At 69.8% G+C, this 22,684-nt stretch carries 20 protein-coding genes; 5 read left to right on the top strand and 15 right to left on the bottom strand.

What is annotated here, in order from left to right; genetic code table 11:
* Positions 1 to 29 precede the first annotated feature (29 nt).
* From ACZ56U_RS37015 to ACZ56U_RS37005, 3 genes are read right to left on the bottom strand one after another with little or no spacing between them, the layout of a single operon-like run.
* Positions 30 to 1,319: a cytochrome P450 gene (locus tag ACZ56U_RS37015; RefSeq protein ID WP_469088323.1), complete on the bottom strand. Its 1,290-nt coding sequence runs from the start codon at positions 1,317 to 1,319 to the stop codon at positions 30 to 32.
* Complete coding sequence (locus tag ACZ56U_RS37010; protein ID WP_469088322.1) at positions 1,300 to 2,226, bottom strand: aromatic prenyltransferase; 927 nt, start codon at positions 2,224 to 2,226, stop codon at positions 1,300 to 1,302. Before ACZ56U_RS37010 ends, ACZ56U_RS37015 begins: the two co-directional genes overlap by 20 nt.
* Before the next feature lie 29 nt (positions 2,227 to 2,255).
* Complete coding sequence (locus ACZ56U_RS37005; RefSeq protein WP_469088321.1) at positions 2,256 to 3,329, bottom strand: polyprenyl synthetase family protein; 1,074 nt, start codon at positions 3,327 to 3,329, stop codon at positions 2,256 to 2,258.
* A 261-nt stretch (positions 3,330 to 3,590) separates the two neighbouring features.
* Between ACZ56U_RS37005 and ACZ56U_RS37000 the strand changes: the two genes are divergently transcribed.
* From ACZ56U_RS37000 to ACZ56U_RS36990, 3 genes are all read left to right on the top strand, one after another.
* Positions 3,591 to 4,502 carry an aromatic prenyltransferase gene (locus ACZ56U_RS37000; protein WP_469088320.1) on the top strand — a complete coding sequence of 304 codons (912 nt, stop codon included), beginning with the start codon at positions 3,591 to 3,593 and terminating at the stop codon, positions 4,500 to 4,502.
* Positions 4,503 to 4,733: 231 nt separating this feature from the next.
* The gene (locus ACZ56U_RS36995) at positions 4,734 to 5,201 is read left to right on the top strand and encodes a TetR/AcrR family transcriptional regulator (protein WP_391243400.1); all 468 of its coding nucleotides are present in this window, start codon (positions 4,734 to 4,736) and stop codon (positions 5,199 to 5,201) included.
* 62 nt (positions 5,202 to 5,263) lie between these two features.
* Positions 5,264 to 6,820: a DHA2 family efflux MFS transporter permease subunit gene (locus ACZ56U_RS36990; RefSeq protein WP_469088319.1), complete on the top strand. Its 1,557-nt coding sequence runs from the start codon at positions 5,264 to 5,266 to the stop codon at positions 6,818 to 6,820.
* 81 nt (positions 6,821 to 6,901) lie between these two features.
* Here the strand turns inward: ACZ56U_RS36990 and ACZ56U_RS36985 are convergent, their stop codons facing one another.
* From ACZ56U_RS36985 to ACZ56U_RS36945, 9 genes are all read right to left on the bottom strand, one after another.
* Complete coding sequence (locus ACZ56U_RS36985; RefSeq protein WP_469088318.1) at positions 6,902 to 8,020, bottom strand: AfsR/SARP family transcriptional regulator; 1,119 nt, start codon at positions 8,018 to 8,020, stop codon at positions 6,902 to 6,904.
* A gap of 270 nt (positions 8,021 to 8,290) precedes the next feature.
* Positions 8,291 to 9,502, bottom strand: coding sequence for a methionine adenosyltransferase (gene metK, locus ACZ56U_RS36980; protein WP_469088317.1), 1,212 nt, complete (start codon positions 9,500 to 9,502; stop codon positions 8,291 to 8,293).
* A 186-nt stretch (positions 9,503 to 9,688) separates the two neighbouring features.
* A complete protein-coding gene (locus ACZ56U_RS36975; protein WP_469088316.1) occupies positions 9,689 to 11,275 on the bottom strand; it encodes a class I adenylate-forming enzyme family protein in 1,587 nt (528 codons plus the stop codon).
* Positions 11,276 to 11,356: 81 nt separating this feature from the next.
* Positions 11,357 to 11,731, bottom strand: coding sequence for a DoxX family protein (locus ACZ56U_RS36970; protein ID WP_391243386.1), 375 nt, complete (start codon positions 11,729 to 11,731; stop codon positions 11,357 to 11,359).
* 51 nt (positions 11,732 to 11,782) lie between these two features.
* Positions 11,783 to 12,682: an aromatic prenyltransferase gene (locus tag ACZ56U_RS36965; protein WP_469088315.1), complete on the bottom strand. Its 900-nt coding sequence runs from the start codon at positions 12,680 to 12,682 to the stop codon at positions 11,783 to 11,785.
* A 41-nt stretch (positions 12,683 to 12,723) separates the two neighbouring features.
* Positions 12,724 to 13,719 (bottom strand): methyltransferase, encoded by a 996-nt coding sequence (locus tag ACZ56U_RS36960; protein WP_469088314.1) that lies wholly within the window; start codon positions 13,717 to 13,719, stop codon positions 12,724 to 12,726.
* On the bottom strand, positions 13,716 to 14,873 hold the full coding sequence (locus tag ACZ56U_RS36955; RefSeq protein ID WP_469088361.1) for a DegT/DnrJ/EryC1/StrS family aminotransferase: 1,158 nt from the start codon (positions 14,871 to 14,873) through the stop codon (positions 13,716 to 13,718). The genes ACZ56U_RS36960 and ACZ56U_RS36955 overlap by 4 nt, the downstream gene beginning before the upstream one ends.
* Before the next feature lie 15 nt (positions 14,874 to 14,888).
* Entirely contained in the window at positions 14,889 to 15,443 is a 555-nt protein-coding gene (locus ACZ56U_RS36950) for a cupin domain-containing protein (protein WP_469088313.1), read from the bottom strand.
* 68 nt (positions 15,444 to 15,511) lie between these two features.
* Positions 15,512 to 16,579 carry a type III polyketide synthase gene (locus ACZ56U_RS36945; RefSeq protein WP_469088312.1) on the bottom strand — a complete coding sequence of 356 codons (1,068 nt, stop codon included), beginning with the start codon at positions 16,577 to 16,579 and terminating at the stop codon, positions 15,512 to 15,514.
* 449 nt (positions 16,580 to 17,028) lie between these two features.
* On the opposite strand from ACZ56U_RS36945, the gene ACZ56U_RS36940 reads away from it, so the two are divergent.
* A complete protein-coding gene (locus ACZ56U_RS36940; protein ID WP_469088311.1) occupies positions 17,029 to 18,348 on the top strand; it encodes a multidrug effflux MFS transporter in 1,320 nt (439 codons plus the stop codon).
* A 123-nt stretch (positions 18,349 to 18,471) separates the two neighbouring features.
* On the opposite strand, the gene ACZ56U_RS36935 is transcribed toward ACZ56U_RS36940, so the two are convergent.
* Complete coding sequence (locus tag ACZ56U_RS36935; protein ID WP_469088360.1) at positions 18,472 to 19,137, bottom strand: DUF4097 family beta strand repeat-containing protein; 666 nt, start codon at positions 19,135 to 19,137, stop codon at positions 18,472 to 18,474.
* 247 nt (positions 19,138 to 19,384) lie between these two features.
* Here ACZ56U_RS36935 and ACZ56U_RS36930 point away from each other — a divergent pair, with 247 nt between their 5' ends.
* On the top strand, positions 19,385 to 20,137 hold the full coding sequence (locus tag ACZ56U_RS36930) for a GbsR/MarR family transcriptional regulator (RefSeq protein WP_469088310.1): 753 nt from the start codon (positions 19,385 to 19,387) through the stop codon (positions 20,135 to 20,137).
* An 18-nt stretch (positions 20,138 to 20,155) separates the two neighbouring features.
* Here the strand turns inward: ACZ56U_RS36930 and ACZ56U_RS36925 are convergent, their stop codons facing one another.
* Both ACZ56U_RS36925 and qcrB read right to left on the bottom strand, forming a co-directional pair.
* The gene (locus ACZ56U_RS36925) at positions 20,156 to 20,512 is read right to left on the bottom strand and encodes a DUF3099 domain-containing protein (protein WP_391243365.1); all 357 of its coding nucleotides are present in this window, start codon (positions 20,510 to 20,512) and stop codon (positions 20,156 to 20,158) included.
* A 135-nt stretch (positions 20,513 to 20,647) separates the two neighbouring features.
* On the bottom strand, positions 20,648 to 22,423 hold the full coding sequence (gene qcrB, locus ACZ56U_RS36920; protein WP_469088309.1) for a cytochrome bc1 complex cytochrome b subunit: 1,776 nt from the start codon (positions 22,421 to 22,423) through the stop codon (positions 20,648 to 20,650).
* Between the last annotated feature and the right edge of the window lie 261 nt (positions 22,424 to 22,684).

Raw genomic sequence — 22,684 nt, 5'->3', positions numbered from 1 at the left:
CGGACGCGGGTGGCGGGCTTGGACGCCGGCTAGCGCGGCTCGGGGAGCATGAGCAGCCGCTGGGGGTGCAAGGTGGTGTGTGCCGCCGCGCGGACCCGGCCGCCGGGCGGGAGGGTCAGCCGCCATTCGCGGACCACCGCGCCGAGCAGGATCTCCAGCTCCTTCCAGGCGAACGCCTCCCCCACGCACCCCCGGGCTCCGGCGCCGAAGGGGATGTAGGAGGCGTCGTGCGCGGACGGTCTCAGGGTCAGCCAGCGGTCGGGGTCGAAGCGGTGCGGGTCCGGGTAGCGGCCGGGGTCGCGGTGCAGGAGGTAGGAGCTGAACATCACGTGGGTGCCGGCGCGCAGCGCGCGGTCGCCGAGGGTGACGTCGGCGAGGGTCTTGCGGCAGGTGATCCACACCGGCGGGTACAGGCGCAGCACCTCCATCAGGAAGCGCAGGGTGTAGCCGGGCGGGCCGTGCCCGTGGCCGATGCGGTCGCTGTCGTCCGCGGCGGCCGTCCGGGCCAGGTCCTTGAGGACCTTCTCCTCGATCAGGGGGTGCTCGGACAGCGTGTACAGGGCCCAGGACATCACCGAGGCGGTGGTGACGGTGGCCGCGGTCAGCATCATGACGGCCTCGCCGCAGACCTCGTCGGCGCTCAGCGCGGGGGTGCCGGGGCGGCCGGGGTCCGACAGCAGGGTCGAGAGGTAGCCCGCCGTGGCGTCCGGGGAGTCCAGCTGGGCGGCGACGAGCGCGCGGAGGTCCGCGAAGGCCTGCGCCGAGCGCCGGGACGTGCTCTGCCGCCGGGCCCGCGCCGCCGCCTTGCCGTACAGCGGCTTGCTGATCAACTCCCAGGCGACGACGGCGAGTTGCTGCTCAAGCCTGCTCGACGCCTCGCGGGTGAGCCCGGCGAAGAGGGTCCGCAGCGCGATGGCGCCGGCCGCCCGGCACATCGCGGCCTGGACGTCGACCTCCTGGCCGGGCCGCCACGCGGCGGCGGTGTCCCGGGCGACCTCGGCCATGACCGGGGTGTGGTCGGCGACGGCCGCACCGCGCAGATACGGGTGGGCCAGCCGCCGGTAGTGCCGGTGCAGGGTGTCGTCCTGCGCGAGGAGCCCGGCGCGGCTGAGCAGCCTGGCCTTCTGGAAGAGCTCGCCCTTGCCGTAGCGCTTGCCGTCCTTGATCAGGACGCGGTGGACCAGGGCCGGGTCCGTGACGAACTCGGCCCTCTCGCCGTCCACCGTCACGGTGCGGACCGGGGGGCCCCCGAGGAGACGCTCCATCCGGCTGAAGCGGAACTCCAGGGGGCCGTTCGCGCTACGCGGCCTCGACGACATCGTCGGCGGTGTCGTCGATCGACGGCATCTGGTCCAGCCGGCTGCGGGTCTGGAAGCGGTAGTACGGCTGGAGCTTGTAGTACTCCTCGCCGGACGCCGTCATGGCCGCGTACACCATCTTCGGGTCCTCGCGGCCGTAGGGCATGTTCGCGAGGAAGTGCTCGATCTTCGGGCCGAGGCGGGCGGGCAGCGACAGCGGGTCCTGGGTCTTCACGCCGAAGGCGAGGCGCTCGATCCGCGGGGAGTCCCAGCTCAGCGTGGCGTAGAGGCCGAAGGCCTTCCCGCAGAACGCCAGCATCTGCTCGCTCGGGTCGGGCATGCCCAGGGCGCGGTGCATGCCCAGGACCTCCGACGGGTGGTGCAGTTCGTCGGGGAAGCCGGTGAAGTACAGGTTGACGGTGCCGCTGCGGTAGTCGATGGCGACGACGTCGACCTTCTCGGACAGTCCGCGGTCGGCGAAGAAGGCGAAGTTCTCGGCGAGGCTCGGCGGCATCGAGGGCAGGTCGCGGAGCGTGGCGAGGCTCTGGCCCTCGCCGCCGGGGAAGTACACCCAGATCTTGCGGAAGCCGCCGACGATCCCGAAGTCGATGCCGTAGCTGTCGATGGGGCAGTGGCGCTGGATGTCGGCGAGGAGGGACTCCGCGGGGCGGCCCGTCTCGGTGATCAGGCCGTGGTCACGGGCCCGGAGGTAGGGGTCGATGGTCCGGGGCATCGTGAAGCGGCAGTCGAACTCCCCCTCGTGGCGGGCGTTGGTCGCCACCCGGAAGGCGATGACGGCCTGGGGGATCGCGTCCTCGTACGCCTCGAGGATGGGCAGGACCTTCTCGCGCGCGCAGGCGACGTCGATGAGCCCCGCCGATTCCTCGACACCGGCGAGGAGGTCCGCCAGCTGCGTGCTTCCCGACATTCTTCCTCCAACTGTCGTGCTCGGGCGGGTCACTTGTTGCGGTAGGCCACGCGCAGGGCCATGTTGGACAGCTCGGCGCGCCACTCCGGGGCGATGGGCGCGTCGGCGATGGCCGCGCGGCCCTTCTCGACGAGGCCGGCGATGTGCCGTTCGACGTCGTCGGGGACGCCGGTGTCCAGCAGTCGGGCGCGCACCTCGTCGGGGGTGTGTCCCGGTTCGGTGATGAGGCCGTGGATGCGGTCGTCGCGCTGCATCGCCCAGCCCAGCAGCAGGGTCATCTTGTGCTGGCTGAAGTCGAGGCCGGCGGTCTTGCCGGTCTGGGCGGCGTCGCCGAACGCGTCGAGCAGGTCGTCGCGGAGCTGGAACGCCTCGCCGACCGCCTCGCCGTACTCCGCGAGGGCGGGGGCGAGGTCGGCGCGGCCCGCCGCGCTCGCGCCGACGACCAGGGGGCGGTGGATGGTGTACCGGCCGGACTTGATCAGGGCGATCAGCCGGGACAGTGCCGGGTCGACGGAGAACTCGGCGGCCGCGGCGACGTCCATGTACTGGCCGATCATCACCTCGGAGCGCAGCCGGTGCCATTCGGCGAGGCCGCCCGAGGGGGCGCTGGACATCAGCTCGTCGGAGTAGACCAGCGCGAGGTCGCCGACGAGGAGGGCGACGCCCTCACCGAACCGGCGGGACTCGCCCTGCCAGCCGCGGCTGCGGTGCACCGTGGAGTGCAGGACGTGCACGGCGGGCTTGCCGCGGCGGGTGCGGGAGTCGTCCAGGACGTCGTCGTGGACGAGGGCGGAGATGTGCAGCAGTTCCAGGGCCGCGGCCGCGTCGATGATGCCGGGGTCGTCGCGGTCGCCGCCCGCGGCGAGGTAGCCGGCGATGCAGAACGCCGGGCGGACCAGCTTGCCGCCGGCCTCGACCAGGTCGCTCAGCGCGTCGATGGCGACGACCGCCCGCTCGTCGACCTCGGCGTAGCGGGCGCGTTCGGCGGCGAGGAAGGAGACGAGCCGGTCCTGCACGCGCCCCAGCAACTCCTCGACGGTGCGCCGGGCGGAGGCGGCCGACTCCTGGGCCCGGCCGGTCCGGGGGATCACTTCAGTGGTCACGACACATCTCCTTGGACAGAGCTTTGCGCTGTGGCGACAAACGCGAAGGGGGTGACCGCGTCAGATTGCGCGGTGCGAATGCAGCGGAGCTGGAGCGTGGTTGGAGTGGAAGCCAAGCGGAACGGCAGGTAACCGGCAGGAAAGGGGAGCTCGTGGGAGGAGTGGGCGGACGGGCTCGACCGTTATCCGAGCCATTGCCGAGCGCGCTGCCGGAGGGTCGTGCCGTATGTCGCGCACGTAACCCGACCCTTGGAGGACCTCATGCCGGAACCCGCTGGATTGGACAAGGTCTATTCGGCGGTCGAGGAAATGGCCCGGCTGCTGGATGTGCCTTTCTCACCCGAGCAGCTCTCGCCGGCCGTGACGGCATTCGGGGACGAACTCCCGGTGGCCCACATCGTCTTCAGCATGGCGGCCGGTGACAGCCATCGCGGGGAGCTCGACTTCGACTTCTCGGTGTCCCCCCAGGGCGCCGACCCCTACGCCACCGCGCTGGCCCACGGCCTCATCGAGGAGACGGACCACCCGGTCGGCTCGCTGCTGGCGGAGGTCCAGGCGCGCTGCGCCATCGCCAGCTACGGCGTCGAGTACGGCATCATCGGCGGTTTCAAGAAGTCGTACGCCTTCTTCCCGCTCGACGACTTCCCGCCGGCGGCGAAGTTCGCGGGCATCCCGTCCATGCCGCCCGCCCTGACCGAGCACGCGGACCTCCTGACCAGCCTCGGCCTGGATCACACGGTGTCGGCCATCGGGGTCAACTACCCCAAGCGCACCCTGAACGTGTACCTCGCCATGCAGGCGGTGGAGCCGGAGACCAAGCTCGCGCTGGTGCGCGCGCTGGGCTTCCCGGAGCCGGACGAGCGGGTCGCGGAGTTCGTGAAGCGGTCCTTCTCCATCTATCCCACCTTCAACTGGGACTCCTCCGCGGTCGAGCGCATCTGCTTCTCGGTGAAGACCAAGAACCCGCGGGAGCTGCCCGCGCCCTTCGACCCGGACATCGACAAGTTCGCGCGCGAGGTGCCCCATGTGTACGAGGGGGGCCGCGAGTTCGTCTCCGCCGTGGCGCTGGCACCGTCCGGCGCGGCGTACTACAAGCTCGCCGCCTACGTCCAGAAGGCGCAGGGGTCCTCGAACGCCGCTTTCGCCGCCGACCGGAACGACGCCGCGGCATAAAGCGCAAGTCGACCCGCTCTGTGGTGAGACTCGAGTGGGCGGCGGCAAAATCTTGCCGCGACTCGATCCCTTCACGATCGAGTCTCTATTCGAACCGGGCCGATTCATTCGGGTCCGGATGTGTCGACAGCGGGCGTCAAGTCCGCACCAAGTGCCTGGCAAGTCGACGGCAAGCGGAATGGGCGACCATTCCCGCGATAGCCGATGTTTTCACCTGGAGGGTGAGCACGCATGTCTACTGCAACCGAAGTGGAAGAACAGCAGGCCATCATCACCGCCTATGGCGAGGCATTCGCGAAGGCGGGCGCGGCGGCGTACAACGGGCCGCGCGAGAAGCTTGCCGAGAACATCGTCCGGCTGACTCTGGAGTTCTTCGAGGACCCCGAGTGGCAGCCGCGGCTCCTCCAGGCCGTGCGCACCGCGACCGCGAGCGAGGAGGGCGCGGAGCCGATGCGCAACCTGTTCTCCGCGCAGGTCTTCGCGCAGGCGGGCGTCGCTCTCGACGAGGACCCGCTGAGCATCGACGAGCTCGCCGGCAAGCTCAGCATCAAGGCGATCAACATCAACGCCTCGGCCTCGCAGCTGTGGGGCGTTTTCCTGTGGCGTTACGTCCTGCGCGTGGAGCCGATCGCGTCGGCGTCGATCGACGAGATCGTCGAGCTCCTCACGCCCACGGTCCAGCGCTACATCGTCGGCTAGTCACCACACCGGCCAGCGGAAGGAACCGTCCGGCCCCGGATCACTGGGAGACCACTAACGTCATGAGTATCTCAAGCAAAGATTCACTAGACCCGGCAGGCGGCGGGACCGGCGGCGACCCCCGGCGCTGGCAGGCGCTGGCCGTCCTCACCGCGGTGCAGTTCATGCTCATGCTGGACGTCACCGTGGTGAACATCGCGCTCCCCAACATCCAGGACGATCTCGGTTTCTCCACCGAGGGGCTCGCCTGGGTGGTCAACGGCTACCTGCTGATGGCCGCCGGATTCCTGCTGCTGGGCGGGCGCATCGCCGACCTGCTCGGCCGCCGCAAGGTCTTCGTGACAGGTGTCCTGCTCTTCGGCGTCTCCTCCATCATGTGCGGCGCCGCGAACAGCCCCGGTCTGCTCGTCGCGGGCCGGTTCCTCCAGGGCTTCGGTGAGGCGCTCGCGGCCCCGGCCGCGCTGGGTCTGATCGCCGTGCTGTTCACCGACTCCAAGGAGCGCGCCAAGGCGCTGGGCATCTGGGGCGGACTGGCGGCGCTCGGCGGGGCGGTCGGCTCGGTCGTCGGTGGTCTGGTGACCGACTTCATCGACTGGCGCTGGGTGTTCTACATCAACATCCCCATCGTGGTGCTGGCGCTGCTGATGATCCCGCGCCTGATGCCGGAGAGCCGGATGGCCCGCCGCGACGGCCAGGGCCTGGACCTGGTCGGTGCGGTCGCCGTCACCGGCGGTCTGGTGGCCGTCGTCTACGGTCTGCTGGAGGCCGCCGAGGACTCCTGGAGCTCCTCGAACGTGCTGCTGCCGCTGGTGGGCGGTATCGCCGCGCTGATCTTCACGGCCGTGTGGGAGTCGCGTGTTCCCGAGCCGATGATCCCGCTGCGCTTCTTCAACAACCGCACGCGTGTGACGAGCAACGTCGTCAGCATGATGTCGTTCGCGTCCTTCTACACCTACGCGTTCGTGGCGACGCTGTTCCTCCAGCAGGTGCTCGACTACTCGCCGATGGAGACGGGTCTGGCCTACATCCCGCTCACCATCGCGACGGGTGTGGGCATGGGTGTGTCCACCGCGCTGATGCCCCGCATCGGCGTCAAGCCCCTGGTGGTCATCGCCTTCTTCGGCTCCGCCCTCGGCCAGTTCATCGCCGCGAGCGGCTTTGACCCGGACGCCAGTTACGTCGGCGGGGTCATGCCCGGCCTGGTCGTCTTCGCGCTGTTCAACGGCATGGGCTTCCCCGTTCTGATCAACGGTGGTCTGCACGAGGTCACCGGGCAGGACGCGGGTCTGGCCTCCGGTGTGCAGACGTCGATGCAGCAGATCGGCGCGGCCCTCGGCCTCGCGACCCTGGTGCCCGTCGCGCTGCGGTACATCACCGACCACGCGGGCGACGGCAACCCGGCCGCGGTCGCCTCCGACGGTTTCGCGCTGGCGCTGTACGTCGGCGCGGGTGTGCTCGCCGCCGCGGGTGTGATCGCCCTGTTCCTGCTCGGCCAGGTGAGCGCCGAGAAGCGGGACGCGCACGCGGAGGCCGCCGGTGTGCTGGCGGAGGAGGCGCCGGCCGTCGAGACCACCGAGGTCCGGACGCAGGCGCCCACCAACCAGACCGCCAAGGCGTGAGCGTGGCCTGAGCTCCTCGCCCTCGCGGCAGAACGAAAGCACCACCCCCGGATCCGTCCGGGGGTGGTGCTTTCGTGTGGGCTACAGCTCGGCCGGCAGCGGTGAGTGGCGCAGTGCGCCGTGCCCGGACAGCGGGCGGCGGGCGTTCCAGTGCGGTGCGCGCTGGTCCGCGGCCGGCAGGGGGCGCCGGGCCGGCTGCATGGCCGCCCGGGGCCGCGGCCGCCAGTCCAGGGACGGCGCGTGGGTGAGGATCTGCTTCTCCAGCAGTTGCAGCGCCGGCCGGGGATCGATCCCCAACTCCTCGGCGAGCCTGCGCTGGTTGCTGCGCAGTGCCGCCAGCGCGTCGGCCTGCCGGCCCGCCCGGTACAGGGCCAGGCCCAGCAGTTCGCAGCCGTACTCGCGTAAGGGATGGTCCTGGACGAAGGCCTCCAGCTCGGCCACCGCGATCTCGTGGGCACCGGCCGCGAGCAGGGCCGCGCAGCGTCCCTCGACCACCGACAGCCGCAGCTCCTCCAGGCGCGCCACGTCCGGCCGTACGCAGGCGGTCTCCGCGACCTCGGCGTAGGCGGGCCCGCGCCACAGCGCCAGCGCCGCCTCGAACTCGTGGACCGCGGACGATGGGTCGCCCCGGTCCAGTGCCTGCCAGCCGGCGGCGGCGCGTTCGTCGAAGTGGTGGACGTCGACCTCGACCACCCGGCCGTCGAGCAGGTAGCCGCGCCCGTAGGTGCGCAGCACTGTGGGCCGGGTGCGGGGCGCGCGGCCGGGTTCCAGTACCCGCCGCAGGTTGGCGACGTAGGCGTGGAGCGAGGACACGGCCGCCGGCGGCGGGTGTCCGGTCCACAGCTCCTCGACGATCGCGTCGCAGGCCACCGGCCGGCCCACCTTGCTGACCAGCAGTGCCAGCAGGGCGCGCTGCTTGGGCGCGCCCAGGTCGACGAGTCGGTCGTCGACGACGGCCTCGATGGGACCCAGGGCGCGGAAGGCGACCATGGGGCGCGGTGCGGGCCGCCGGGCGTCCTCCGCTCGCCCGGGTGCCGCGGTCGCGTCGTCGAGTGCGCGTGCGTGTTCTCTCGCCACGCGGATGCGCAGCGCCTGGTTCGTACGGCGAAGCTCGCGTACCTCGCGTTCCAGTTCCGCGATGCGCCACGCATCCGGAGTACCGGGGCTCGCGATGCCGGTGTCGACCCTCTCGTCCGCCATCCGTGAACTCCCCTTTCCACGGGTGTGTTTCACCTGTCGTGGATTTCGGGCGGGCAATTCCGCAGCCATTGTGCGGGAGTGCGGTAGGGCGGGGTTCTGCGTGCCGAGCGGGCGCCGACCGATCCTCCAGTGACGCTCAAGTCGCGTGGCCGAAAATGGTAGGGCGGGTGGGCGGGGCGACCGAGGCCCTGGTCGGCGGGGAGCGGCGGCGCGGGGGTAGGGAAGCCGCTCCCCGCCGGCTGGTGGGCCGGGGGTGTCCTGGTGGTGCCGTCAGTCCTCGGCCGCCGCCTTGCGCAGGGCCTCGGCGCGGTCGGTGCGTTCCCAGGTGAAGTCCGGCAGCTCACGGCCGAAGTGGCCGTAGGCGGCGGTCTGCGAGTAGATGGGCCGCAGGAGTTCCAGGTCGCGGATGATGGCGGCCGGACGCAGATCGAAGACCTCGCCGATCGCCCGCTGGATCTTCTCCACCTCGACCGTGTGGGTACCGAAGGTCTCCACGAACAGACCCACCGGCTCGGCCTTGCCGATCGCGTACGCCACCTGCACCTCACACCGCGAGGCGAGGCCCGCGGCGACGACGTTCTTGGCGACCCACCGCATCGCGTACGCGGCCGAACGGTCCACCTTGGACGGGTCCTTGCCCGAGAACGCACCCCCACCGTGGCGGGCCATCCCGCCGTAGGTGTCGATGATGATCTTCCGGCCGGTCAGACCCGCATCACCCATGGGGCCACCGATCTCGAACCGGCCCGTCGGGTTCACCAGGAGCCGGTAACCCTCGGTCTCCAGCTTGATGCCCTCATCCGCAAGCTGGCCCAGCACATACTCGACCACCTCGTGCCGGATGTCCGGCGTCAGCAACGACTCCAGATCGATGTCGGCCGCGTGCTGCGAGGACACCACCACCGTGTCCAGACGCACCGCCTTGTCACCGTCGTACTCGATGGTGACCTGCGTCTTGCCGTCCGGACGCAGATACGGGACCGTCCCGTCCTTGCGGACCTCGGTCAGCCGGCGCGACAGGCGGTGGGCCAGTTCGATCGGCAGCGGCATCAGGTTCGGCGTCTCGTCTGTGGCATACCCGAACATCAACCCCTGGTCGCCCGCACCCTGCCGGTCCAGCTCGTCGTCGTCGCCCTCGACCCGCGTCTCGTACGCGGCGTCGACGCCCTGCGCGATGTCCGCCGACTGCGCCCCGATCGACACCGACACACCACACGACGCACCGTCAAAACCCTTGGCCGAGGAGTCGTAACCGATGTCGAGGATCTTCTCCCGGACGATCGTGGCGATGTCGGCGTACGCGTTGGTCGTCACCTCACCGGCGATGTGCACCTGGCCGGTGGTGATCAGCGTCTCGACCGCCACACGCGAGGTGGGGTCCTGGCGCAGCAGCGCGTCGAGGATCGCGTCGCTGATCTGGTCGGCGATCTTGTCTGGGTGTCCCTCGGTCACGGACTCCGAGGTGAACAGGCGGCGGGACATGACTCTCCAAGGTGACTGGACGGACAGGGGAATGCGGTGAGCGCGGCAGTGCCCCGCCGCTCACGGGGCACTGCCGCGGCCTGCGGCGGTTCGGGCGGTCTTCGTCACGTCTCCCGGCTCAGCCGCCGTCCGGCCGGGGGGTCAGGGCGTCGGGCCCCCAGACCGTGACGGCGTGCCGATCACCACTTACGCGGACTTCTGGAGCTGCTCCTCGAAGCGTCGGGCCAGTGCGAGGCGCTGCACCTTCAGCGTGGCGGTCCTGGGCAGCTCGGCCTGCGGGATCTGGACGGGGTCGGCGAGCTGGGGGAACGCGGTGACGGCGACCCGCCAGCGGTTCATGTCCAGCGGCTTGTCGTCGACGGTGCAGATCACCGGGACGGGCCGGGAGTCGGGGCCCTGCACCACGACCAGTTCGGTCAGCTCGTGCAGCTGGCCCAGTACGACGTCCTCGATCTCCAGGGAGCTCTTGACGCCGGGGATCATGTCGACCTCGCGGTCGAGCATGTGCAGGCAGCCCCACTTGGTGCGGTAGCCGACGTCGCCGGTGCGCCACCACTCGCCGTCGCGGTTGGCGTCGTAGCGCTCCTGCTCGCCGAAGTAGGTCTTGGCGATGCCGTCCCAGGCGACCTCGATGTAGCCCGGGTTGGTCTCGGAGGGGGTGTCGCCGTCCCTGCTGACCACACGGATCCTCGCGGCGCCCTTCGGCATGGCCCAGCCGACACAGCGGCCGTTGGCCTTGTGCGCGGAGTTGCGGAAGTAGGCGCGGCCCACGGCGGGGCCGACCTCGCTCTGCCCGTAGATCTGGAAGAACAGGGCGCCTCGCCGGTCGGAGGCCTTGAGGAGCCTGCTCATGGTGCCGGGGTGGATGGCGTCGAAGGTGGAGCTGAAGACCTTCACCGAACCGAACGGGGCGCGCGGGTCGTCGGCGAGCTCCTCCCACTCCATCAGGGAGTTGGGCAGCGCCTCGATGAACGCGGGCCGGTGCTTGACGAACTGCTCGGCGACCTCGGCGGGGCCGGTCTCCCGCATCAGCAGGACCGGGTACTCCTTCAGCAGCGCCAGGGACATCGCCGCGACCATCCGCGAGTGCACGAAGGGCACGTTGATCGCGACGGTCTCCTTCTTCCGCATCAGCGACAGCAGCCGCCACTGCGGTACGAGGCGGATGCCCTGGGTGCGGGGTGTGTGCACGACCAGCTTGGGAATGCCGGTGGTGCCGGAGGTGTGGGTGATGACGGCGGCCTCGTCGATGGGCCGTACGACGGGCTTGACCCGGGGGCTGCCCGCGAGTTCGGCGAGTGAGATCGACCCGGGCCGGTGGTCGGCCGAGGTGATGACGCGCCGGGTGAGGTCGTCGAGCGGCACGTCGGCGAGGACGTCGAGCTTGGCGCCGTCGGTGAGCAGGGTCGGCTGGTCGACCCGCTCCAGCAGGACGCCCACGGTGGCGGGGTCCAGCGCCGGCGACAGGTTCACGACGACGCCGCCGATACGGGAGACGGCGGCGGCGAGCATCCAGTGGTCGGCGTTGGCCGTCTTGTAGATGACGACACGCTCGTCGGGCCGGACCCCGGCCGCCCACAGCCGGCCGGCCAGGTCGTCGACGTATTCGGCGTACTGGGCCACCGTCAGACGCCGTCCGGCCTCGGGCAGGACGCCCAGGTCGTGGTCGAGGGTGATCGGGGTCGACGGGTTGACGGCGGCGGCCATCTCCGGCAGGAGGCCGATGTGAAGACCGCGCTTCTGTATCGATTGATAGGCCACGGAGCCCTTCATCTGGGCTGTCTCCTTCTGTGATGGGCGGTGAACGTTCGGGCGGTCGCCGGCCGTGCGGGGTACGAGGACCTGGGGTTCGCCTCAGAAGGAGTGCGGGCCGAAGCGGCCCCACGCCACGAAGGCGGCGACGGCGAGCAGGACCACGTTCACCACGATCGCCTGCTTCTCGTTGCGGCGCTGGTGCGTCAGAGCAGCGCCGATCATCAGCAGCACCAGTCCGGTGGCGGCCAGGGGCACCAGTACCGGCGCGATGTCGAGAGCGGCCGGGAGGATCAGGCCCAGCCCGGCCAGCACCTCCAGGGCGCCGATGGTCTTGACGGTGCCGGAGCCGAAGTCGTCGACCCAGCCGTAGCCGGCCGCGGCCAGCTTCTGCCTGGGCTGGACCAGCTTCTGGAGACCGCCCGCCAGGCAGGCCGCGCCCAGCACGCCCGCGACGATCCACAGGGCAATGTTCATCAGGGTTTCCTTCGACGGATTCGGCTGGAGGAGGCGGCGCCCGGTCACCTGTCAGCGGCTGTCGGGCACCAGCAGGGTGGTCTCCACCTGGGACCGCCACCGGTAGTACGACTGAAGCTTGTGGTACTCCCCGGCGGGCGCCACGGTGATCGCGTAGACGAACTGGTGGCCGTCGGTGCGGTACGGGGAGTTCTTCAGGAAGTGCTCGATGTCCGGCTCGATCGGCACCGGCAGGGACAGCGGGTCGTCGATCATGGCGGCGACGGTGATCCGCTGGACCTTCGGGGAGTCCCAGGTGATGGTGGCGTAGAGGCCGAACGCCGCGCCGGCGAACCGCAGCAGCCGCTCGCTCGGCGCGGGCAGCCCGACCTCCGCCAGCAGCGAGGTGAGCGTCTCGCGCCTGAACACCGAGGCGGGCGCCGCCCCGAAGTACAGGTTCACCGACCTGTGCCGGTAGTCGATGCCGACCAGGCTCACCTTCTCGGCCACGCCGTACCGGGTGAACAGCTCCAGGTTCTCGGCGGCGGCGGTCGGCATCGACGGCAGCGCGACCAGCTCGGACAGCGGCTTCAGGTCGTCCAGCGGGAAGAAGGACCAGGTCTTCTTGAACCCGCCGACGACCCCGAAGTCGATGCCGCTGAACCCGATGGGGAACTCCGCGTGGAGCTCCCCCAGCAGGCTGCCGACAGGGTGGTCCGTCGCCTCGACCAGCCCGTGCTCCACGGCGACCGCGTAAGGGTCCAGGGCCGCCGGGAGCATGGTGTAACGGCAGTCGAGGTCACCGGCGTTGCGCTCCCCCGTGGCCACCCGGAAGGCGGCCACGGCCTGGTCGAGGGTGTCCCCGTACGCGGCCAGGATCGACCGGACCGTCTGACGCGAGCAGTCCACTCCCACCAGTCGGGAGACTTCCTCGATGATCGAAAGATCTGCTGGGTCGGCGTTGCCCCGCATATCCCCACCGTTCGGTTGTCGGCACGACGAACTGACAGTTACTAGCGGGCGATGACCATCGTGGCCGGCGCGGCGGCGTGGAAGGAGACCTCCTCGAAGCCTGCCTTGATCAGCCAGTCGCGGTAGTCGGAGCGCCGCCAGGTGCCGCCCTCGTTGCTCTTGAGGAGCATCTCCAGGGCGAACAGCAGCGGGAACGCCGGGGCGGCACGGTCGTCGTCGACGACGTAGTCGGCGACCACCAGGGCCCCGCCGGGCTTGAGGGCCTTGCGCAGCCGGGAGAAGACCTCGATGTTGCTCTCGGCGTTCTCCTGGTGCGCGATGTGGGAGTACACCGCGATGTCGTACTCGCCGTCGCCGAAGTCGGTGGTGTGGAAGTCACCGTCGATGGTGGCGAAGCGGTCACCCACACCGTGCTCGCCGACCAGGCGGTGGGCGATCGCGTTGATCGGCTCCCAGTCGAGCTGGGTCGCGCGGGCCGCCGGGTTGGCCTTCAGCCAGATCGACGAGTAGATGCCCGAGCCGCCGCCCACGTCCAGGATCGAGATCTCACCGGCGTCCGCGATGCCGAGCGCCTCGACACCGGCCTCCGCGGCCGGCACCGACACCGCCGCGATGGCCGGGACGATGCCCTCCCAGTGCGGGTTGTCGGCCACCTCGGTCTCGCCGCCGGCGAGCGGACCGCCGACGCGGACCACCTCCGGCAGGTCGACGAGGCTGCCGGTGTGCTGGAGCTTCAGCTTGGCGAAGCCGGCCAGCGAGGCGGGCTTGCCCTCGACGAGGAACTCGGACGCCGCGGGGGTGTTGCGGTAGCGCCCGTCCTCGAGGACCAACAGCTCCACGCTGACCAGGCCGTCGAGCACGCTCTGCGCGCCCCGCTCCGAGATCTGGGCCCGGGCCGCCACCTCCGCGGCCGTGCCCGCGCCGTTCTCCAGGTGCGTGAAGACGGAGTGGGTGGCCGCGGCGCCGATGACACCGGTGTTCCAGTAGCCGTTGATCAGCCTCATCACACCGTCCGGTGCAGGCTGGGTGTTCGTCATGCCGCTCCCTTCAAGATTCGGCCGGTCTTCGCGTGGGTGCGCAGCGCGCCGCGCAGCACCTCGGAGACCCGCTCGACCTGGCTCATGGTCAGCTCGGCGTGCATGGGTATGCCGAGGTTGCGCTGGAAGAGGTCCGCCGAGACCGGGCACACCTGCCGGGACTTGAAGGCGGGCTGCACATGGCTCGCCCAGGTGCCGTGCAGGGTGCCGATGCCCTGGGCGCGCAGCTCGGTGGCGACGGCGCCGCGGTCCACGCTCGGGTCCAGGGTCACCAGGTAGGACTGCCAGGAGTGGGTGCGGTCCGCCGGTACGTGCGGCACCGTCAGCAGCTCCTCGTCGGCGAAGAGTTCGGCGTAGCGGGCGGCGACGGCGTTGCGGCGCTGCATCAGCTCCTCGATACGGCCGAGCTGCACCTGGAGGATCGCCGCGGCGATGTCGGAGAGTTTGAAGTTGTAGCCGATCTCGGTGAACTCGGGGATGGGCAGGCCGATGACCTGGCCCATGTCGAAGATGCTGCCGATGCCGAAGGACGCCAGCTGCCGCGCCTTGGCCCCGATGGCCGGATCGGTGGCGATGAGGGCACCGCCCTCGCCGCTGGTGGCGCCCTTGCGTCCGTGGAAGGACAGACAGGCCACCTCGGCGAGCGAGCCCGCCTCGCGCCCCTGGTAGGTGGCGCCGACGCCGCAGGCGGCGTCCTCGATGAGGAACAGGCCGTGCCGGTCGGCGATGGCCTGCAGTTCCGTGTAGTCGGCGGGCAGTCCGACGACGTCGACGGCGATGATGCCCACGGTCCGCTCGGTGACCAGGGCGGCGACCGCCTCCGGGTCGACGGTGCCGGTGTCGGGGCGCACGTCGGCGAAGACCGGGGTCCCGCCGACGTAGCACACCGCGTGCGCGGGCGCGGGGAAGGTGTAGTCGGCGACGATGACCTCGTCGCCCGGCTTGACGCCGAACGCGAGCATCGCCAGGTGCAGGGCGGCGCCGCAGTTGCTCACCGCGACCGCGTCACCGGCCCCGTACCGTTCCTTCAGCTGAGCCTCGAGGGCCTTGCCCTTGGGTCCCTGGCCGGCGGGCCAGCCCGAGGCGAACACCTCGGCGACCGCCGCCAGTTCCTGTTCCCCCAGGCTCGCGAAAACGAGGGGGATCTTTTCGATGTCGCTCATCTCTGTTTACGCTCCGCGCGATTCGGAGGACGGGGAGTCGAGAAGGACAGGCGGTTCGAAGCGCTGCGGCGTGATCTGGCTGACGTCGTAGCGCTTACGCATCTCGTCGATGGCGTCGGGGTTGATCCCGCCGTTCTCCCAGATCTCCGCGATCTCCTCGAAGTACTGCTCGTGAATGGGTGACGGATAGCACTGGAACAGCATGCGCGCCGGTTTGTCGGAGGCGTTCCTGAAGGCATGCGGAGTTCCGGGTGGCACGAACATGCAGGCACCCTCGGTGGCGCGGACGACCTTGTCCCCGTCGGGCGACTCCCATTCGTGCCAGTCCTGTTCGGTGCGCTGGGTCGGCTCGAAGGCCAGGAGCTGGAGCTCCCCTTCCAGGACGTAGAAGAACTCCTGCGCATCGCTGTGGACATGCGCACCGACATCGAACCCGGGCGGCACGACCACCTCGAATATCGATATCGAGGAGCCGTGCTCCTGCGTGGCCTTGAAGGTCACTTCCTGCGCCTTGGTGATCAGCTTTCGCCCCTGACCGGGCGGGAGGATGAGGCCAGTCATGTGGTCAGCTTCCTTTGTCCGCGCAGAGTTTCACTCGAGTGAGGGTGCCGGTGCGTTCCCGTGGGGCGTCAGTCCAGCTCTTCGGGACCGTCGACGCTCCAGCGGCCCAGCGCCATCTCGGCGGTGATGCCGGGGCCGAAGCCCGCGATCAGGCCGGTGGCGTCCTGGATCGGGGTGTCCTCCTCGAACAGCCTGCGGGCCGCGTCGAAGACGACGGCGCTGGCGATGTTCCCGTACTCGGTGAGGGTGGACCAGCTGTGGCGGAACACCATGCGGTCGACCTCGAGGAACTTGGCGAGGTCGTCCAGGATGCGCGGACCGCCGGCGTGGACGATGTAGAAGTCCAGCTTGCCCGCGTCCCAGCTGTGGTCCTTGGCGAACTCGCGCAGCACCGGCGCGAGCGGCTCCATCGTGCCGGGCACGCGGCGGTCCAGCTGGAAGTGGAAGCCGGTGTCCTTGACGGCGTAGGAGATCCAGTCCTCGGTGTGCGGGATGAGGTAGGAGGCGTTGCGCTCCAGCTCGATGCCGACACCGCCGTTGCCGCGCACCACGGCGGCCGCGACCGCGTCGCCGAACAGGCCGTCGGAGAGCAGCGAGCCGATGTCGTCGGCGTCGGGCTGGTAGCACAGCGAGCACAGCTCGCAGGAGACGATCAGGACGTTGCTGCCGGGGTGGGCCAGGCAGAAGTCGTGGGCCCGGTTGACGGCCGCGCCGCCCGCCGCGCAGCCGAGCTGGGCGATGGGTATCTGGCGGGTGTCGGAGCGGAAGCCGAGGTGGTTGATGAGCCAGGCGGTCAGCGACGGCATGCTGAAGCCGGTGCACGACACGTAGATGATCGCGTCGATGTCACGGGCGGCCAGGTCGGCGTTGCGCAGGGCCTCTTCGATGACCGGCGGGGTGAGCTTCTTGGACTCGGCCTCGTAGATGCGGTTGCGCTCCGTCAGGCCCGGGTGCTTGAGGGTCTTCTCGATGGGCTGGACGATATGCCGCTTCAGCACTCCGGTGTTCTTGATCAGCCGGAGCGCCAAGGGAAGCTGCGGCTTTCCCGCATGGGCTTGGGCAGCGAACTCGAGCGTCTCGTCGATCGTGATGATGTGTTCCGGCGCGCTCACCGCGGGCTTGCATAGCCTGGGCATATCTGGGCTCTACTTTCTCTAGAGTCTGCCTTCTGTACGTGAAGAATCCGCGCACAGCTTCCGGAGAGAGCGCAGCACACGGGAGAAAACACCGCGGCGCGCGGGGATTCGATACGAGAGGAAACCCGTGCCGGACTCGGCACGGACGCGGTCTCACCGGTTCAGAACCGTAAGACACCTGCTCAATCCCCTGCCCCGGAAATGATTTTGGGCAGGGAAGGCGTGCAGAAATAGTGACACGTCCGAACTCCCGCGCCAAGGCCGTCTCAGAGAGATCAGAGCCATCCCGAGGCAAACTCAAGCAGCGCACTGACGAGTCTCGACCTCGGCACATCAACGGCCTTGCCGGAGTATGGGCTCACCTCAGGCGCCACCCGCGCGCTGCCGTTTCTGTAGCGGTCTGCTGCGAGCATCGGCCATAGCCACGAAACGACTGACGCGGAGGGCGCATGTCTCAGCAAGCCGAGGAAGCCACCGCCAAAGGCAGGCGATTCCCAGGGCTGCGGTCCCCGTCGAAGGCCAGAGGAGACACGGCCGGCGCCGACAGGTCGGCACGCCGGACCTCGCTCCTGGTCACCTTCCTCCTCGGTGCCCTCGCCGCGGTGCCGCCGATGTCGATGGACATGTACCTCCCGGCCCTGCCGGAGGTCACCCGCAGCCTGAGCTCGACCGCCGGCACCGTCCAGCTGACGCTCACCGCGTGCCTGATCGGCATGGCCATCGGGCAGCTCATAGTGGGGCCGATGAGCGACCGGTGGGGCCGGCGCGGACCACTGATGGCGGGGCTGATGGTCTACGTCGTCGCCGCCGCGATGTGCGCCCTGGCCCCCAACGCCGAGCTGCTCATCGCCTTCCGGGTGCTCCAGGGTCTGGCCGGTGCGGCCGGCATCGTCATCGCCAGGGCCGTCGTACGCGACCTCTACGACGGTCTCGCCATGGCCAAGTTCTTCTCCACCCTGCTCCTGATATCCAGCCTCGCCCCGATCGCCGCACCGGTGATCGGCGGCCAGGTCATGCACTTCACCAGCTGGCGGGGCATCTTCGTCGTCCTGACCGTGATGGGCATCGGTCTCACCCTGCTGGTCTGGCGCCGGCTGCCGGAGACCCTGCCGCCCGAGCGGCGCCAGAACGGCGGGGTGCGCGGGGCCCTGTGGATCATGCGGGGGCTCTTCATCGACCGGGTCTTCACCGGGTACCTGATGGTCAACGGCTTCGCGTACGGGGCGCTGTTCTCGTACATCGCCGCCTCGCCGTTCGTCATCCAGGACATCTACGGGGCGTCCCCGCAGACGTTCTCGCTGCTGTTCGGCGTCAACTCCTTCGGTCTGCTGCTCGTCGGCCAGGTCAACGGCAAGCTCCTCGTGGGCCGGGTCCGCCTGGACAAGGTCCTCGGCTGCGGGCTCGCGGTGCTCGCGGCCGCCGGGATGGCCCTGCTGATGGTGACGACGGGCGTCTTCGGAGACCCCGGCACGATCGGGATCGCGAGCTGCATGTTCGTGATGATCTCGTCGCTGGGCCTGATCGTGCCGAACACCAACGCCCTTGCCCTGATGCGTACTCCGCACGCCGCCGGGTCGGCGTCCGCGCTGGTCGGTACGTCGTGCTTCGTCATGGGGGCGATCGCCTCCTCGCTGGTGGGCATGTCCGGCAAGGAGACGGCGACGCCGTTGGCCGTGGTCCAGCTGAGCAGCGCGCTGCTGGCGATGGCCTGCTTCCTGGCCGTGTGCCGCCCCTGGAAGAACCGGCCGACGGAGACGCCCAGGCGCTGAACCACCCCCCCTCCCTCCGCCCCCTGCACGAACACGGCGGCGTACTCCGACACCGGGTCGGCGTACGCCGCCTTTGTGCTGCGTGCGCTGTCTGCTCGGGTGCCTTCTCAAGCGGCGCGGTGGTCAGAGGCTGCGGGCGGTGATGTCGCCGTGGGTGGTGCTGGCGTGCAGCGTCAGTGCGGTGACGCCGTCGTTCTTGAGGGAGTTGTCGACGCGGCCGTAACCGGTGCCGGCGTCGAGAGCGGCGGAGACGCCGCGCGCGGCGCCGACCGAGATGTCGCCGGACTGGGTGCGCAGGGTGACGGTGCCGCGCGTGGCCTCGGTGACGGTCAGGTCGCCCTGCTGGGTGCTGATCTCGGCGTCGCCGCCGAGGCGGCCGATGGTGATGTCGCCGGCCTGGAGGGTCAGGTGGGCGTCGGCGGTCTCGTCGAGCTTGATCGGGCCCTGGGCGCCGTCGACGGTGACGTCGCCGAGCCGTCCGACGCCGCGCAGTTCACCGTGGGAGGCGGTGGCCCGGACGTGTGAGCCGGCGGGCAGCTGGACGGTGACCTCGACGGCACCGGAGGGGCCGAAGAGCTCGTTCTTCGCCTCCGGCGCCTCGATGCGCACGACACCGTCGACGTGGCTGACCGTGATCTGCTCGGCGGCCTTCACGTCCCGGCTCTTGGCGGGGTTGGCGGGGCGGACGTCGACGGTGGTGTCGGTGCGGTCGGCGGCGATGAGCTGGATGCGTCCGGCGGGGATGTCCAGGACGGCGGTGACGGCGGCGGGGGTGGCGAAGGTCTGCATCGTGATCTCCTGCGGCTTGTCGTTGCTGTTTCCGATGAGTGAAAAGCTACGTTGCATTTACAGATCGGGCAACGAGTTTGTTGCACTTGAGAGGTAAACCAGCAGTTCAGAGGTGATAAATCGTTGCAGTGACCCTCCAGGCAAATGCAACACGCCATGCCTGTTCGTTGCAATAGATTGAGCGTGAACGCTATGCTGGCGCTCCCACGCAGCACGGAGCAGCAGGAGCAGCACGAAGGAGCCCGAGGTGCCCGGAGGCAGACTCACCCAGCAGGAACGTCAGCAGATCGCGCTGGGACTGGCCGACGGCCTCGCCTACGCCGAGATCGCCCGGCGCCTGGACCGCCCGACCTCGACGGTCACACGCGAGGTGATGCGCAACGGCGGTCCGGCCGCCTACCGCGCCGAGACGGCCCACCGCGCCACCGAACGCCGCGCCCACCGCCGCAGGCGGACCGCCCCCAGGGATCCGCGGGCACCCCAACAGGCCTACGGGCGGGACGCGGAGGCCGTGCGCGAGTACGAGGAGACCTTCACCAACGTCATGATGGGCTCGGGCATGCCCACGATGATGTCCCGGGTGATGACCTGCATCACCCTCACCGACAGCGGCAGCCTCACCGCCGCCGAACTCGTCGAGCGCCTGAACGTCAGCCCGGCGTCCGTCTCCAAGGCGATCACGTTCCTGGAGAGCCAGGGGATGGTGCGCCGGGAGCGCGACGAACGCCGGCGCGAGCGCTATGTCGTCGACGACGACATCTGGTACCAGTCCATGATGGCCAGCGCCCGCTCCACGGCCCAGATCGTCGAGATCGCGCGGGAGGGTGTCGGTGTCCTCGGCCCGGGCACCCCGGCCGCGGTCCGCATGGAGAACATCGCCCGCTTCCTCGACTTCGTCTCCGAGAGCATCGCCCGCGCCGCGGAGCAGGCCCGCGAGATCCTCCACACCAAGCCCGGGACACCCCCGGACGGCACCGCCGCCGATCCGGAGCGCGCGTGACCCTCTCGGCCGTGACGGTCAGCCCGTCCGGTCGGGCTCCGGCGGCAGGATCAGGGTGGGTTCGAGGACGACGCGGGTCGCGGGCTCCTCGACCATGCGGGCCAACTCGGGCCGTACGCCCCGCTGTTGACGCCAGCCGGCCTGGGCGGCGACGACGGCGACGTACGGGATGACGACGCCGCCGACCAGGGCGCACACGGCGACGGCGGGCCAGCGGTCCCAGGTGAGGGCCATCAGGACCACACAGGCGCTGCGCACCAGCATGGCGGTGACATAGCGGCGCTGACGGCCGCGCAGGTCCTGGCTCAGGCCGGTGCGGGCCCCGGTGATGGACTCGGCCGCGGGCGCGTCCCGCTGCCATGACGTGCGGTTCATCGGGCCTCCGTGGGTGTTCCGGCGGGAGCGCCGGGCGGGGTGCCCGGCCGGCGGTGGAACGACGGCGGCGCGGGTGACCGTTCTCTGATCACCCGCGCCGCCTGGTCCGGCCCGGTGGTGCGTGGTGCCGCCGGGTCAGTGCACTTCCTGGTCCGACTCCCGTCCCCCGACGGCCGCCTGGCCGTCGGCGCCCCGGTGTCCGTTGGACGAGCCGTGCCCGTTGGACGAGGCATGTCCGTTGGACGAGCCGTGTCCGTTGGCGGAGGGAAGAGCGGCCGGCGCGTGGCCGAGGTGCTCCAGCGCGTGCTGCATCTCCTGCGGGGTCGGGTGCGGGATCTGGTTGCCGTACAGCCAGCGGCTGAACCGGTACCGCAGCATCTCCTTGCGGAGGTTGGGGTTGGGCACGCCCGCCTCGTCGTGGGTCGCGGGGGCCGGCAGGACCTCGGGGATCTCGCGGGACAGCAGGGTGTACTCCTGTCCGCGTTCGAGGCGTGCGTGGACCTCGACGAACTCGCCGTGCGGCAGCCGCTTGATCCGTCCGGTCTCGCGGCCGTGCAGCAGCTTCTCGCGGTTGCGCAGCTGGAGGGCGAGGCAGATCCGCCGGGTGACGACGTAGGTCAGCGCCGGGACGACGAAGACGCCGATGCGGACCGCCCAGGTGATCGAGTTCAGCGACAGATGGAACCGCTCGGCCAGGACGTCGTTGGCGCCGCCGAAGAACAGCACCAGGTAGAAGGAGACGAACGAGCAGGCGAACGCGGTACGGGCGGGGCGCTCGTGCGGGCGGTCGAGCAGGTGGTGCTCGCGTTTGTCACCGGTGACCCACGCCTCCAGGAACGGCCACAGGGCGATCACCGCCATCATCACGGTCGGCAGGATCACCGCCGGCAGCAGGACGCCCATGTTGACGGTGTAGCCGCCCGGCACGACGAACTCCCAGGCGGGCATGGCCCGCAGGGCGCCTTCCAGGAAGCCCATGTACCAGTCGGGCTGGGAGCCCTGGGAGATCTGGTCGGAGCGATAGGGGCCGTAGGTCCACACCGGGTTGACCTGGGCGATGGCCGCCATCACCGAGAGCACGCCGAAGACGAGGAAGAAGAACCCGCCCGCCTTGGCCGCGTAGATCGGCATCATGGGCTGGCCGACCACGTTGTTCTCGGTGCGTCCGGGGCCCCGGAACTGGGTGTGCTTGTGGTAGAAGACCAGGATCAGGTGGATCGTGACCAGGGCCAGCACGATGCCCGGGATCAGCAGGATGTGGATGCTGTAGAACCGCGGGATGATGTCGTGGCCCGGATACTCGCTGCCGAACAGGAACATCGTCGCGTAGGTGCCGACCACCGGGATGGCGAGCGTGACGCCCTCCGCGATGCGCAGACCGGTGCCGGAGAGCAGGTCGTCGGGGAGCGAGTACCCGACGAAGCCCTCCAGGGTGACCACGACCAGCAGCACGAAGCCGATGAGCCAGTTGGCCTCACGCGGATTGCGGAACGATCCGGTCAGGAAGTGCCGCAGCATGTGGATGCAGAGCGTGGCGATCATGATCAGCGCCGCCCAGTGGTGCAGCTGCCGGATGAACAGGCCGCCGCGCACGTCGAAGCTGATGCGCAGGGTGGACGCGTAGGCCTGGGACATCGGGATGCCCTGGAGCGGTTCGTGCGACCCGTGGTAGACGGTCTCCGTCATGCTCGGGTCGAAGAACATCGTGAGCCAGACGCCGGTGAGCAGCAGCACGATGAAGCTGTAGAGCGCGATCTCACCGAACATGAACGTCCAGTGGTCGGGAAAGACCTTGCGAATCAGAAAGCGGAAGTTGTAGATCCCGAGCCGCCCGTCCGCCCAGTCGGCGACTCGTTCGCCCTTGGACGGTTCGGTGCGCGCACTGTGCGGCGCCCTTTCGGTCGTGCTCATACCCGCGCGCCCTCCCCTCGCCGCTCGGCTGTCACAGGCAAGGTGGCCTGCCGCGGCGCAAGCCGGCCGGTGCCCTGGAGCGGTGGAAACGCTATCCACGCGTCAGCAAACAGAACAACCGCGCTCAAGTGATACTCAAGTGGCAACTCAAGCGTTTCTCGAGTGAGTTGTGGGACGCCGGCGGACAAGTGGGCCGTGCTGTCGGTCAGTTGATCCACTGCTGTCATGGCGTCGAGCGTATGGCGGTGCGTTTTCGGCCGC

It is taken from the genome of Streptomyces sp. NPDC034103, from assembly GCF_055575395.1.
The sequence above is the reverse complement of the archived record's forward strand: the minus strand, read 5'-3'. Positions and strand labels throughout refer to the sequence as shown.